The 13,178-nt window shown below is 73.6% G+C and carries 11 protein-coding genes; 4 read left to right on the top strand and 7 right to left on the bottom strand.

The annotated features are described in order from the left end of the window. Positions 1 to 41: 41 nt before the first annotated feature. The 7 genes from CCL05_RS31495 to CCL05_RS31465 form a co-directional block, all read right to left on the bottom strand. Positions 42 to 845 carry a class I SAM-dependent methyltransferase gene (locus CCL05_RS31495; protein WP_086564090.1) on the bottom strand — a complete coding sequence of 268 codons (804 nt, stop codon included), beginning with the start codon at positions 843 to 845 and terminating at the stop codon, positions 42 to 44. Further along, positions 842 to 1,720: a dTDP-4-dehydrorhamnose reductase gene (gene rfbD, locus CCL05_RS31490; protein WP_086564089.1), complete on the bottom strand. Its 879-nt coding sequence runs from the start codon at positions 1,718 to 1,720 to the stop codon at positions 842 to 844. Before rfbD ends, CCL05_RS31495 begins: the two co-directional genes overlap by 4 nt. Continuing rightward, the gene (rfbB, locus tag CCL05_RS31485; RefSeq protein ID WP_086564088.1) at positions 1,717 to 2,697 is read right to left on the bottom strand and encodes a dTDP-glucose 4,6-dehydratase; all 981 of its coding nucleotides are present in this window, start codon (positions 2,695 to 2,697) and stop codon (positions 1,717 to 1,719) included. Before rfbB ends, rfbD begins: the two co-directional genes overlap by 4 nt. Continuing rightward, positions 2,694 to 3,761 (bottom strand): glucose-1-phosphate thymidylyltransferase, encoded by a 1,068-nt coding sequence (locus CCL05_RS31480; protein ID WP_086564087.1) that lies wholly within the window; start codon positions 3,759 to 3,761, stop codon positions 2,694 to 2,696. Before CCL05_RS31480 ends, rfbB begins: the two co-directional genes overlap by 4 nt. A gap of 104 nt (positions 3,762 to 3,865) precedes the next feature. Then, a complete protein-coding gene (locus CCL05_RS31475) occupies positions 3,866 to 4,048 on the bottom strand; it encodes a hypothetical protein (protein ID WP_020272070.1) in 183 nt (60 codons plus the stop codon). Positions 4,049 to 4,234: 186 nt separating this feature from the next. Then, positions 4,235 to 4,654, bottom strand: coding sequence for a CBS domain-containing protein (locus CCL05_RS31470; RefSeq protein WP_086564086.1), 420 nt, complete (start codon positions 4,652 to 4,654; stop codon positions 4,235 to 4,237). Between the two features lie 90 nt (positions 4,655 to 4,744). After that, positions 4,745 to 7,195, bottom strand: coding sequence for a SpoIIE family protein phosphatase (locus CCL05_RS31465; RefSeq protein ID WP_107400533.1), 2,451 nt, complete (start codon positions 7,193 to 7,195; stop codon positions 4,745 to 4,747). A 186-nt stretch (positions 7,196 to 7,381) separates the two neighbouring features. On the opposite strand from CCL05_RS31465, the gene lanKC reads away from it, so the two are divergent. The 4 genes from lanKC to CCL05_RS31445 all read left to right on the top strand — a co-directional run. After that, positions 7,382 to 9,988 carry a class III lanthionine synthetase LanKC gene (gene lanKC, locus CCL05_RS31460; RefSeq protein WP_086564085.1) on the top strand — a complete coding sequence of 869 codons (2,607 nt, stop codon included), beginning with the start codon at positions 7,382 to 7,384 and terminating at the stop codon, positions 9,986 to 9,988. A gap of 85 nt (positions 9,989 to 10,073) precedes the next feature. Beyond that, the gene (locus CCL05_RS31455) at positions 10,074 to 10,190 is read left to right on the top strand and encodes a SapB/AmfS family lanthipeptide (protein WP_010040504.1); all 117 of its coding nucleotides are present in this window, start codon (positions 10,074 to 10,076) and stop codon (positions 10,188 to 10,190) included. A gap of 85 nt (positions 10,191 to 10,275) precedes the next feature. Then, on the top strand, positions 10,276 to 12,027 hold the full coding sequence (locus CCL05_RS31450) for an ABC transporter ATP-binding protein (protein WP_086564084.1): 1,752 nt from the start codon (positions 10,276 to 10,278) through the stop codon (positions 12,025 to 12,027). A gap of 5 nt (positions 12,028 to 12,032) precedes the next feature. Beyond that, the coding region (locus CCL05_RS31445; protein WP_483025081.1) for an ABC transporter ATP-binding protein at positions 12,033 to 13,178 on the top strand (1,146 nt) is incomplete at its 3' end.

Raw genomic sequence — 13,178 nt, 5'->3', positions numbered from 1 at the left:
CCGGGCCCGGATCCGCAGGACGGCCGACGGTGCCGGCGGGGTCAGCGGCTGACGCCCACCTGTTCCAGGGCCTTGCGCAGGGGCTCCCAGCCGATGGAGCGGGGCAGACCGCGGTTGCGGGCCTGGACGAGGGGGCGCCAGAAGCCTGCTTCCACGAGGGCCTCGGGGCGTACCGCGCCGGCCCGTTCCAGGATCGCCTCGGGGACCTTCTGGGGGTCGGGGATCTTGTACTCGGCCATGATCTCGTCGTACTTGTCGTGCAGGACCCGGTTGTTCGGGTCGGCGCCGAAGACGACGAGCTGACCGGTGGGCGCGGTGTCCACCTGCACCGTGACCAGGTCGGGGCGGTAACGCGCCAGCACCTCGGTGATCTTGAAGACGTCGCCGGTCCAGGCGTTGGTGTGCCGGTCCCGGGCCGCCTCGTCGATGCTGCGCGGCAGCATGTCGTCGAGGACGATCACGCTGGACCAGTCCGAGTACTTCTCGACGTTCATGAAGTCGCGCAGTGCGAACTCGAACAGGTGCATGCCGTCGATGAACGACAGGTCCAGCGTCGTTTTGCGCCAGTAGCCGATCGGGCTGCGGCCGCGGCGCAGGTTGCGCAGCGGGTGACGGCCGCCCTTGAGGTGCTGGAGCGGGTTGTCACGGGCGAAGAAGTCGTCGCTGGTGGCCTTCACCAGGTGGACGTCGCACCTCAGCTCCGACACCACCTTGAAGGCGGGGTCGATCGCGATGCTGGGGACGCGGGACAACGTCAGGCTGCGGCCGTCGTTGACGCCGATCTCCAGGTAGTTGCGATTGGCGCTGACCTTGTGCAGTTCCCGGAGGAACTCATGGCGTTTCACGAAGGGGGACCTTCCTTGCGGATACGGGGCAGTGCTTCGTGCAGGGCGGAGCGCCAGTCACGCGGCAGCGGCAGGCCGATCTCCTGCCACCGGCGGTGCGCGAGGGCGCTGTACGCCGGGCGGGGCGCGGGCCGGGGGAAGGCCGCGCTGCTGGTGGGGCGCACCCGGTCCGGGTCGGCACCGACGAGGGCGAACACCTCGCGGGCCAGCTCGTACCAGGTGGCCTCGCCGGAACTGGTGGCGTGGAAGACGCCGTGCGCGTCCGGGCCGAGCCGTACGCCGAGGTCGGCGATCCGCTCGGCGACGTCCGCGCTCCAGGTGGGCTGCCCGCGCTGGTCGTCGACGACGTCGACGGTGTCGCGGCGGGCTTCGAGACCGATCATGGTCCGCACGAAGTTAGCGCCGTGCACCCCGTAGAGCCAAGCCGTGCGCACGATCGCGCTCGCCCCGGGCAGCTCCTCCAGCACGGCCCGCTCCCCGGCCAGCTTGGTGCGGCCGTAGGCGGTGCGCGGGCCCGTCGGGTGATCCTCCGGGTAGGGCGTCGTGCGGGCCTCGCCGGCGAAGACGTAGTCCGTGGAGACGTGGATCATGCGGGCGCCGTGCGCGGCGCAGGCCCGGGCCAGCAGGCGCGGTCCGTCGCCGTTGATCCGCAGCGCGCGGGCCTCGTCGCTCTCGGCGTCGTCGACGGCCGTGTACGCGGCGCAGTTCACGACCAGGTCGGGCCGGTGGTCGCGCACGGCCGTGTCGACGGCGTCGGACCGGGTGATGTCCAGGGCGGCCCGGTCCAGGCCCGTCACCTCATCGCCGCGCCGGGTGAGTTCCCCGACCACGTCGTGGCCGAGCATGCCGCCCGCCCCGGTGATCAGCCACCTCATGCCCGCTCCTGGGCGACGCGCTGCTTGAGGGGCTCCCACCAGGCACGGTTGTCGCGGTACCAGGCGACGGTCTCGGCGAGGCCGGTGGTGAAGTCGTGGCGGGGGCGGTAGCCGAGTTCGTCGCGGGCCTTGGACCAGTCGACGGAGTAGCGCAGGTCGTGGCCCTTGCGGTCCTCGACGTACTCCACCCGGTCCCAGTCCGCGCCGCAGGCGTCGAGGAGCAGCCCGGTGAGCTCCTTGTTGGTGAGCTCGGTGCCGCCGCCGATGTTGTAGACCTCGCCGGGCCGGCCCTTGGTACGGACGAGGTCGATGCCCTGGCAGTGGTCGTCCACGTGCAGCCAGTCGCGGACGTTGCGCCCCTCGCCGTACAGCGGAACCTTGTGGCCGTCGAGGAGGTTGGTGACGAACAGCGGGATGACCTTCTCGGGGAACTGGTGCGGGCCGTAGTTGTTGGAGCACCGGGTGACGCGCACGTCCAGGCCGTGGGTGCGGTGGTAGGCCAGGGCGAGCAGGTCGGAGGAGGCCTTGGAGGCCGAGTACGGGGAGTTCGGCTGCAGCGGGTGGTCCTCCGGCCACGAGCCGGTCTCGATGGAGCCGTAGACCTCGTCCGTGGAGACGTGCACGAAGGGGCCCGTGCCGTGGCGCAGGGCGGCGTCCAGCAGGGTCTGGGTGCCCAGCACGTTGGTGTGGACGAAGTCGGCCGCGCCGGTGATCGAGCGGTCGACATGGGACTCGGCGGCGAAGTGCACGACCTGGTCCGCGTCGGCCATGAGCTTGTCGACCAGTTCGGCGTCGCAGATGTCGCCCTGTACGAACTCCAGCCGGGGATGGCCGAGTTCGAGGTTGTCGAGGGTGCCGGCGTAGGTGAGTTTGTCCAGCACGGTGATGTGCGGCGCGTCGGGCGTGTCCGGGGCGAGCAGTGCGCGGACGTAGCGGGAGCCGATGAACCCGGCTGCGCCGGTGACGAGGAGGTTCATGAAGTGATCTGCACCTTGCTGTGGTCTCCGAGGACGAAGCGGTGGGCGCTGGGGACACTGGGGGCCGGCGTCACCTCGACGTGCCGGCCGATCAGCGAGGCCTCGATCCGGCCGACGCCCTGGATCGAGGAGTCCCGCAGCACGATGGAGAACTCGACTTCACTGTCGGTGATCCGGCAGTTCTCCGCGATGGAGGTGAAGGGACCCACATAGGAGTTGCTGATGACGGTTCCGGAACCGATGACGGCGGGGCCGACGATGCGGGAGTTGACGATCCGCGCGCCCTCCTCCACCACCACGCGCCCGATGGTCTCCGACGCGGTGTCCACATCGCCGTCGATCCGGCGGTCCATGCCCTCGAGGACCATGCGGTTCACCTCGAGCATGTCGCCGACGTTGCCGGTGTCCTTCCAGTAGCCCGTGATGACCGTGGAGCGCACGTCGGCGCGGGAGTCGATCAGGTGCTGGATGGCGTGGGTGATCTCCAGTTCGCCGCGCCAGGACGGTTCGACGGCGCGGACCGCTTCGTGGATCAGGGGGGTGAACAGGTAGACGCCGACCAGGGCGAGATCGCTCTTGGGCCGGTCGGGTTTCTCCTCCAGGCCGATGACCTGGCCGGAGTGGTCGAGTTCGGCGACACCGAAGGCGCGTGGGTCGGCCACGCGCGTGAGCAGGATCTGGGCGTCGGGCCGGTTGCCGCGGAACTCGTCGACGAGGTCGGTGATGCCGCCGACGATGAAGTTGTCGCCGAGGTACATCACGAAGTCGTCGTCGCCGAGGTAGTCCCGGGCGATCAGTACCGCGTGGGCCAGCCCCAGGGGCCGCTCCTGGGGGATGTAGGTGACCTTGAGGCCGAACTGCGACCCGTCACCCACCGCTTCCTCGATCTCCGCGGCCGTGTCCCCGACGATCATGCCCACGTCGGTGATGCCGGCCTCGGCGATCGACTCCAACCCGTAGAAGAGCACGGCCTTGTTGGCCACTGGCACCAGTTGCTTGGCCGACGTGTGTGTGATCGGCCTCAGTCTTGTTCCTGCGCCGCCGGACAGCACGAGAGCCTTCATTCGGTTCACCATAGTCGTGAACCGGCGGATGTGAACATCACTTCTTTTAGTTGTCGATGCGCGCAGTTACGCCCCTCGTCACCGCGCGGCCCCCCGGGGAGTGGTCAGTCCTCGCCCCGGACGATGTTCCAGTCCGGCTCGGAGCGCGCGGTCCTGGTGGTGGCCCGGTCCTCCACGGCGGGGAGGCAGGTCCGCAGCGCGGCCTTGCCGCGCAGGCGGCGCGCCTTCGACCAGCCGGTCTCGGGCCGACGGGCGAGGGGCTTGTCACTGGTCTCCATGGTCGTCACGGCTCATCATCTTCCTTCTGCGTCCTCTGCCGTTCGAGTCCCCGTGAACCAACCGGACAAACCCGGGTCGTGATGTCCCGGCCGGGCTCTGAAGTCCCGTGCGGCGCAAGGCTGTTGCTGTTGCCCGCACCGTACGACGGTCCCGCGCACCGTGCGTGCGCGGGACCGGTCGGCCGGGTGCTGTCGTCAGGTGTTGGGACGCGCGGCGCTGATGTCGCCCAGCGCCGAGTCCGGGTCGCGTTCCATGGCCATGTCGCCCAGGGAGACGATGCCCACGGGGTGGCCGTGGTCGACGACGGGGATACGGCGCACGGAGTGCTCGCGCATCAGCTCCACGGCTTGGTCCAGGTCGTCGTCGGGGCTGACGGTGACCAGGTCGTCACTGCACGCGCCGGCCACGGTGGTCCGCTCCGGGTCCCCGCCCCGGCTGATCGACCGGACCACCAGGTCACGGTCGGTGACCACACCGCGCAGGTCGTCGCCGTCCGTCACCAGGACGACGCCGAGGTCCTCGTCGCGCATGATGCGGGCCACCTCGGCGACGGAGGTCTGCGGCTCGACCGTGGCCGGATCGCTGGTCATGATGTCGCGGACATGCTGAGCCATGACGTTCCACTTCCTTCGGCTCGGGTTCTCCGTCTTGCGCCGCCCGGGTACCCGGCGAACGGGCCCGGTCACAGGTGATCCTGGGGGTGTTCACCGCCCGAGCACGATCTCCGCCCACACCTGCTTGCCGCCGCTGACCGGCAGCGTCCCCCACCTCGCCGACAGGGCCTCGACGAGGAGGATGCCCCGGCCGCCCGTGGCCTCCCAGTTGATGCCGGCCGGCCGGACCGGGCTGCGCGGGGAGGCGTCGGCGATGGCGACGCGCAGGCGGTTGCTGATGAGCGTGAGGTCCATGCGGACCTGGCCGTCGGTGTGGACGAGGGCGTTGGTGACGAGTTCGGAGACGACGAGCAGGACGGCGTCGACGTCCTCGGTGACGCCCCAGGAGCGCAGGGTGCGCCGGGCGAAGCGGCGGGCGTGCCCGACCGCCTGCGGCACGCGCCACACCGTCCAGCTCTCCCGCAGCGGACGCAGGTCCATGCCGTCGTAGCGCACGAGGAGCAGGGCGACATCGTCGCTGCGCGGGGCGTTGCCGAGGAGGGCGTCGGCGACGAGCCCCAGGTCGGCGGGGGCGGCGTCGGCCAGCCGGCCGGCGAGGCGGGCCATGCCCTCGTCGATGTCGGTGCCGGGCGTCTCGACGAGCCCGTCCGTGGCCAGGGCGACCACGGTGCCGGGTGCGAGGCGCAGCGGGCTCATGGGGAAGTCGGCCTGGGTGATCACCCCGAGGGGCGGGCCACCCTCGGCCTCGGCGATCTCGGTCCGGCCGTCCGGGTACCGCAGCACCGGCGGCAGGTGCCCGGCGCGCACGCACCAGGCGGCGCCCTCCTCCAGGTCGATGTCGACGTAGGCGCAGGTGGCGAAGAGGTCGCTCTCCATGTCCATGAGCAGCCGGTTGGCGTGCCCGACCACCACGTCGGGCGGGTGTCCCTCGACGGCGTAGGCGCGCAGGGCGGTGCGCATCTGGCCCATGAGGGTGGCGGCGCCGGCGCTGTGTCCCTGGACGTCGCCGATGATCAGGGCGACGTGGTGGTCGGGCAGCGGGATGACGTCGTACCAGTCGCCGCCGAGTTCGAGTCCCGCCGTGCTGGGCAGGTAGCGGGCGACAGCCACCGCGCCGGGCAGCCGGGGCAGCCGGCGCGGCAGCAGCTGGCGCTGGAGCATCCCGACGAGTTCGTGTTCGGCGTCGAAGGCCCGGGCCCGCACCAGGGCCTGTCCGGCGAGGCCGGCGCAGGCGGTGAGCAGGGCGCGTTCGTCGGTGCCGAAGTCGTGCGGGGTGTCCCAGCCGATCAGGCAGGCTCCGGCCATGCGGTTCCCGGCGGGCAGCGGCAGGACGGCGAGGCCGCCGGGGCCGACCTCGGCCAGGGCCCGTTCCAGGGGGCTGCCGACGGGCCAGATCCGGGCCCGGCCCTCGCGCAGCGCGGCGGCGAGGGTGGGCATGGCGCGCACGGGCGCCTCGGGCCACTCGCCGCGCCACTCCGCGCGCCACATCTCGGGCCAGCTGTCGGGCTCGGGCGGGTCGAGGACGGTGACGACGAGCCGGTCGCTCTCCAGCTCGGCGAGGGCGATCCGGTCGGCCCCGAGCGGGCGGCGCAGGGCGGCGACCACGGCGTTGCCGACGTCGCGGACGGTGACGGCGGTGGCCAGCGCGGTGGCCAGGCGCTGGACACGGGCCACGTCGGTGACGTCGGAGCGCAGGGTGGAGGCGTCGGCGACGGTGCCCACGAGCCGTGCCGGGTGGCCCTCGCCGCCGGGCAGGAGACGCCCGCTCAGCCGGAGCCACTTCGGCGGCCCGGTGGGCTGGAGCACGCGGAACTCCAGCTCCCGGTCGCCGATGGACATGTGGTCCGCCTCCACGACGGACATCAGCGAGGGCAGGTCCTCCGGCACGGTCAGGCCGAGCAGGGTCTCGACCCGGCCGTCGAACTCCACGGGGTCCAGGCCGAACAGGTCCAGCAGATCGTCGCCGACCCGGACGCGGCCGGTGTCCATGGCGAGGCTGAAGGCACCCGGCGGCAGGTCACCGCCCTCGGCGGGCGCGGCCGGGGCGGTGAAGGCCACCGCCCCGGAGACGAGTTCCAGGCAGGTGCGGTCGTCGGTGTCGAACCCGGCGGGGCGCTCGCTCACGGCGAGCAGGCAACCGCCGCCGTTCCCCTGCAGGGGCAGGGCCATCAGATGGAAGTCCCGGGACGGCACGCGCCGCAACGGGGCGTGCGCGGCGAGTTCGGCCGGGCCCATCGAGACCGGCCGTCCGCCGCGGTGGGCCTCGGCCACCGGGGACCGCCCGGCGCACGGGTAGCTGTCGCGCAGCCCGTACAGCGTCCTGGGCACCCCGGCCGACTCGACGAGGCAGAGCAGTTCCCCGTCCTGGCCGGGCGCGTACACGGCGACGAACGCGGCACCGGCGAAGACGAGTGCCTGTTCGAGAGTGCGGTGCACCCGTTCGGGCGACTCCTGATCGGCCGCGATCGCTTTGAGGGCACCTTCGGCACGCAGCATTCGCGTTCCGCGCTCTTGTGCGCCCTCACTGACCACGTTGGCCATTACAGCGCTTATGAGACACCTGCGCAGCCCCTGCGAGCGTTCCGTGGAGCCGAGCCGGCGCGGGCGCTCGAAAGCCACCGAACATGTCTTTACCCATGCGTTCCGCACGGTGTTCTCGTGACAGGCGTGACTGTCCGGGCCCGTCGCGTGGCTGGAAGGCTCGGTGCCGGTCACGGAGGGGGACGCATGGACAAGCGGTACGAGGTGTACGCGCTCGCCGACCGGCACTTCTACGAGACGCCGGACCGGCTGGGGCACAGCGGGCAGGATGCCGCGCAGACGGCGGCCGCGCACCTCTACGAGACGGCCCGCCGGCCGGTGCCCGAGGGCTGGGAGGCGGCGCGGATCGGCGACTGGCTGACGATGACGCCGCTCGGCCCGGACGGCGAGCCGGTGCAGGGCCCGGCGCAGGGCTGGAAGATCCACGCCTCGGCGACCCGGGCGAACGCGGAGGAGACAGCCGGGATCGTCTGGGACTACTGCGTCGAGCGGCGGATCCCCTTCAAGTTCGTGCCGGGACCGCACCTGCTGCACCTGCGCAACACCAAGTACGCGCCGCGCGACGGCAGCGGAAAGTTCGTCACCGTCTATCCGGCCGGCGAGGAGCAGCTGCACGAGGTGCTGCGCGAGCTGGGGGCGCTGCTGGAGGGGGCCGAGGGGCCGTACATCCTGACCGATCTGCGGTGGGGCGAGGGGCCGCTGTACGTCCGGTACGGCGCCTTCGCGCGCTCGTTCGTCGTGGACGAGCGGGGCTCGCTGGTGCCGGCTGTGCGGGACGGCGAGGGGCGGCTGGTGCCGGACCGGCGGGCGCCCTCCTTCCAGGTGCCGGAGTGGGTGACGCTGCCGGAGTTCCTCAAGCCCCATCTTCAGGCGCGCAACAACACGACGACCGGCGACCTGCCGTACCGCATCGAGAAGGCACTGCACTTCTCCAACGGCGGCGGTGTGTACGCCGGCACCGACACGCGCGACGGCCGCAAGGTCGTGCTGAAGGAGGGCCGGCCGCACGCGGGGCTGGCCTCGGACGGCGCCGACGCGATCGCCCGGCTGGAGCGGGAGAAGCGGGCGCTGGAGCAGGTCGCGGGCACGGGCGTGGTCCCGGAGGTACGCGACTGGTTCGAGCTCGGCGGCCACCGTTTCCTGGTGATGGACTTCCTGGAAGGCCGTCCGCTCAACTCGTTCTTCGCGGAGCGGCATCCGCTGCTCGCCCAGGATCCCGAGCCGGAGGCCGTCGCCTCCTACACCGCGTGGGCGCTGCGCATCCACCGCAGGGTGGAGGAGGCCGTGGCGGCGGTGCACGCGCGCGGCATCGTCTTCAACGATCTGCACGTCTTCAACATCATGGTCGCGCCGGACGAGGAGACGGTCTTCCTCCTCGACTTCGAGGCGGCGGCCCCGGCTCGGGAGAACGGCCGCCAGGTCGTCGCCCACCCGGGCTTCTTCGCGCCGCCGGACCGGCGGGGCGCCGATGTCGACCGCTATGCGCTGGCCTGTCTGCGGCTGGCCCTGTTCCTGCCCGTGACCACCCTGTTCGTGGTCGACCGCGGCAAGGCGGCACATCTGGCCGAGGTGATCGCCCAGCAGTTCCCGGACGTGCCGCGGGAGTTCCTCGACGAGGCGGTCGCGGAGATCACGCGGGAGGTGTCCGGCCGTACGGTGGCCGCTCCGTCCTCTCCGGTGGACCCCGGCGACTGGCCGTACAGCCGCGACTCGATGGTCAAGGCGATCCTCGCCTCGGCCACCCCGGAGCGCGACGACCGGCTCTTCCCGGGCGACGTCGCCCAGTTCTCCGACGGCGGCGGGCTGGGGATCGCCCACGGCGCGGCCGGGGTGCTGTACGCGCTGGACGCGATCGGCGCCGAGCGGTACGAGGAGGGCGAGCGCTGGCTGCTGGCCCGCACGGCACCGGCCCCGGTCGGCACACCGCTCGGCCTGTACGACGGGCTCGCGGGCGTCGCCCTGGTCCTGGACCGGCTCGGGCACCGGCAGCGGGCGCTGGACCTGGTCGAGGGCATCCTGGCGGAGCGCTGGCAGAACCTCTCCTCCGACCTGCACGGCGGACTGGCCGGACTGGGCCTCGTCCTGGGCCACTTGGCGCACACCACCGGGGAAGCGGTGCTGCGCGAGCGGGCCGACGAGGCCGCCCGGATCCTCGTGCGACGGCTCGCCGAGCCGCTCCCGGCCACGACCCGGCGGCGCACCGGACTGCTGCGGGGCGCGGCCGGCCCGGCGCTCCTGCTGCTGCGGCAGTACGAGTGGACCGGCCGGGCCGCGTGGCTGGAGGCGGCGGCCGTGGCACTGCGCCGGGACCTGGAGGCCTGTGCGACCCGTGAGGGCGGGGCGCTGGAGGTCGACGAGGGCTGGCGGACCCTGCCCTACCTCGGCGACGGCAGCGCGGGAATCGGCATGGTCCTCGACGACCTCGTGGCCCACGCCCCGCACCTGGCCGGGGAGTTCGGGCCGGCCCGCTCCGGCGTCCTCACCGCCGCCACCTCACGCTTCTACGCGCAGCCCGGGCTGTTCCAGGGCCGCGCCGGAATGATCCTGCACCTCAGCCGCACGACCACGCCGGGCGCGACCGCCGACCGACTGGCCGGGCAGATCGAGGGACTCGGCTGGTTCGCGATGGCCTACGAGGGCCAACTCGCCTTCCCCGGCAACCAGATGATGCGGCTGTCCATGGACCTCGCCACCGGAACGGCAGGGTGCCTGCTGGCGCTCGGCGCGGCCCTCGACCCGGCGGCCGACGCCCACCTGCCGTTCCTCCCGCCGCCGCACCGGCGGCCCAACTGAACGCGGCTCCGCGATCCGGCGGAGTCGTGACACCACCCCGTCCCCACGGATGACCACGGACGGACACCCAACGGAAGGACACACCATGGCACTTCTCGACCTGCAGACCATCGAGTCCGAGGAGCGGACGGACGGCGGCGGCGCCAGCACGGTGAGCCTGCTCTCCTGCATCAGCGCGGCGAGCGTCCTGCTCTGTCTCTGACCGACGGTCCGCGGCATGGCTCCGGGCGGCTGACTCCCTTCGGGGAGGGGCCGCCCGGGGTCCTCCCGTTTCACGAAAGGCCCGTATGACCACGCGTGCCGACGACGACCCGGCGACCGGACACGCCCGCGCGCTGCTGCGTACGGCCACCCGGTACAGCGGGGCCCGCTGTGCGGCGCTGTGCCTGGTCAGCACCGCGGCGACCGGTGCCGGACTGCTGCTGCCGACCGTGCTCGGCCGCGCGCTCGATCTTCTGCTGGCGCAGGCACCGGCGACCCGCTGGGTGCTGTACAGCGCCGCTCTCGTGCTGCTGCTCGCCCTGCTGGACGCGGCCCAGACCGTCCTGACCGGGACCGTCGACGCCCGCAGCACCGCGTGGCTGCGCCGCCGGCTGACCGGGCACGTCCTGGGCGTCGGCCCGCGGGCCGCCGACCGCTTCGGCTCCGGTGACCTCGTCGCGCGCCTGGTCGGCAACGCCGCCGAGGCGGGGACCACGCCGGCGGCCCGTGCGGCGCTGCTCGCCGCCCTCGCCGGTCCCGTCGGGGGTGTGGTCGCGCTCGGCCTGATCGACTGGCGGCTCGCGGCGGTCTTCCTCGCCGGGGCGCCCGTCCTGACGTTCCTGTTGCGTGCCGTGGCCCGGGACACCACGGACAGCGCGACGCGGTACCAACGGGCCCAGGGCCGGATCGCCGCCGCGCTGGCCGAGGCCGTCGAGGGCTTCCGCACCGTCCGGGCGGCGGGCACGGAGGGCCGGGAGACGGCGCGCGTGCTGCGGCCGCTGCCCGGCCTGTCCGAGGCCGGGCACCGCATGTGGCGGGTGCAGGGGCGCGCCGCCGCACAGGCGGTCGCCGTGGCTCCGCTGCTCCAGCTCGGGGTCGTCGCCGTGGCCGGTGTGCTGCTGACCCGGGACCGGCTGTCGGTGGGCGAGGTGCTCGCGGCCTCGCGGTACGCGGTGCTCGCCACGGGCGTCGGCGTCCTCGTCGGCCGGCTCGCGGGCCTGGCCCGGGCCCGTGCGGCGGCCCGGCGCCTCGGCGAGATCCGGACCGAGCCCGCCGCCGCGTTCGGCGCACGGCGGCTGCCCGACGGGCCCGGGCGGCTGGAGCTGCGCGGCGTGACGGCCCGGCGCGGCGGACGCACCGTGCTCGACGGGGTGGACCTCGTCGTACCGGGCGGCACGACCCTGGCCGTGGTCGGCCGGTCGGGCGCGGGCAAGTCGCTGCTGGCCGCGCTCGCCGGGCGGCTGGCCGACCCGGACGCGGGCGAGGTGCTCCTCGACGGGGTGCCGCTGCGCGAGCTGCCGCACGAGGACCTGCGGCGCGCCGTCGGATGCGCCTTCGCCCGTCCGGCCCTCCTCGGCGGCACGGTCGAGCAGGCGATCGGCCTGGGCCTCGCGTCCCCCTCCCCCGACCGCGTCCGCGAGGCGGCCCGCAGGGCCCTCGCCGACGACTTCGTCCGCCGCCTGCCCGACGGATACGACACGGCCGTCGCCGACGCCCCGCGCTCCGGCGGCGAGTCCCAACGGCTGGGTCTCGCCCGGGCGTTCGCCCACGGCGGCCGACTGCTCATCCTCGACGACGCGCTCTCCAGCCTGGACACGGTGACGGAACGCCACATCACCGACGCCCTCCTCGGTGACGGCCCGGCCGGAACCCGGCTCCTGGTCGCCCACCGCGCCGCCACGGCCGCGTGCGCCGACGCGGTGGCCTGGCTGGACGGGGGGCGGGTGCGGGCGGTGGGGCGGCACGAGGAGCTGTGGCGGCTCGCGGAGTACCGGGCGGCCTTCGGGGATGGGACGGAACCGGCGTACGCCGGGGCCGGGAGCGGGGCAGAGACATGACGGGCATGACGGACAGCCCCGTGCGGGGCGGACTGCCCTCGCGGGGCCTGCGGTTCCTGCTGGCCCGGTGGCGGGTGCTGCTGCGGCTCACCGCCTGGTCGGTCCTGGAGACCGGGCAGACCTTCCTCATCGGGTACGGGCCGGCCCGCGCCCTGGACGAGGGCTTCCTGCGGGGGCGGCCCGATGTGGGGCTGGTCTGGCTGGCGGTGGCCGGGCTCGGTGTCCTGGCCGGGGCGTACGGGACGGGGCGGGTGTACGCCGCCGTCGCCGCGCTGGTCGAACCGTTCCGGGACCGGCTCGTGGAGGCAGTGGTGTCCCGAGGGGTGCGGACCGGTGACGCGAGCTCCCTGTCGGGGCTCACCCAGCAGGTGGAGATCGCGCGGGACACCTTCGCGGGGCTGGTCATGGTCTCCCGCTCCTTCGTGTTCACCGCCGCCGGTGCCCTGGCCGGGCTGTTCACGCTCGCCCCGCCGCTCCTGCTGGTCGTGGGACCGCCCCTGGCCGCCGGGGTGGCACTGTTCGCGGCGACACTGCGGCCGCTCGCCCGGCGGCAGGAGGCGTTCCTCGTCGCCGACGAGGCCCTCGCGGGACACCTGGGCACCGTCTGCCCGGGCCTGCGGGACATCACGGCGACCGGGGCCGAGGCGCACATCGCCGCCGGCACCGGCGAACGCGTCGAGGCGGAGCTGCGGGCGGCGCGTGCCCTGGCCCGCTGGGGCGTGCTGCGCGTGGCGTCCCTGGCGCTCGGCGGCCAGCTGCCGATCGTGCTGCTGCTCGCCACCGCCCCGTGGCTCCTGGCCCACGGCGTCACCACGGGCGCCCTGGTCGGCGCGCTGGCCTATGTCACCCAGTCCCTGCTGCCCGCCCTGCGCAACCTGGTCCACGGCCTGGGCACCAGCGGCTCCCGCCTGACGGTGGTGCTGCGCAGGCTGGCCCCGGCGGGGTCCGTCGAGGGCGAGGGCACCGGCGAGGACGGAAGGCGGTCGGGGGCGGACCAGTGCGTGGAACCCCGCCCCGCGGACACGACACAGCAGCACGAGGGGTCACGCCCCGCTCCCGGCACCCGCGCCAAGGGGCCCCGCGGTGCGATACCGGGAGCGGCACGGGCCGCCGACGGCACACGCCGCACGCCCACCACCGCCGCCGTCCCC

It is taken from the genome of Streptomyces africanus (genome assembly GCF_002150735.1).
In the GTDB taxonomy this organism is placed as follows: domain Bacteria; phylum Actinomycetota; class Actinomycetes; order Streptomycetales; family Streptomycetaceae; genus Streptomyces; species Streptomyces africanus.
This window is presented reverse-complemented; position numbering and strand designations above follow the sequence as displayed.

Excerpts from the sequence above, each read along its gene's own strand:
- rfbD (WP_086564089.1), bottom strand. The coding sequence starts at position 1,720 with ATGAGGTGGCTGATCACCGGGGCGGGCGGCATGCTCGGCCACGACGTG.
- rfbB (WP_086564088.1), bottom strand. The coding sequence starts at position 2,697 with ATGAACCTCCTCGTCACCGGCGCAGCCGGGTTCATCGGCTCCCGCTAC.
- CCL05_RS31480 (WP_086564087.1), bottom strand. The coding sequence starts at position 3,761 with ATGAAGGCTCTCGTGCTGTCCGGCGGCGCAGGAACAAGACTGAGGCCG.
- CCL05_RS31470 (WP_086564086.1), bottom strand. The coding sequence starts at position 4,654 with ATGGCTCAGCATGTCCGCGACATCATGACCAGCGATCCGGCCACGGTC.
- CCL05_RS31465 (WP_107400533.1), bottom strand. The coding sequence starts at position 7,195 with ATGGCCAACGTGGTCAGTGAGGGCGCACAAGAGCGCGGAACGCGAATG.
- lanKC (WP_086564085.1), top strand. The coding sequence starts at position 7,382 with ATGGACAAGCGGTACGAGGTGTACGCGCTCGCCGACCGGCACTTCTAC.
- CCL05_RS31455 (WP_010040504.1), top strand. The coding sequence starts at position 10,074 with ATGGCACTTCTCGACCTGCAGACCATCGAGTCCGAGGAGCGGACGGAC.
- CCL05_RS31450 (WP_086564084.1), top strand. The coding sequence starts at position 10,276 with ATGACCACGCGTGCCGACGACGACCCGGCGACCGGACACGCCCGCGCG.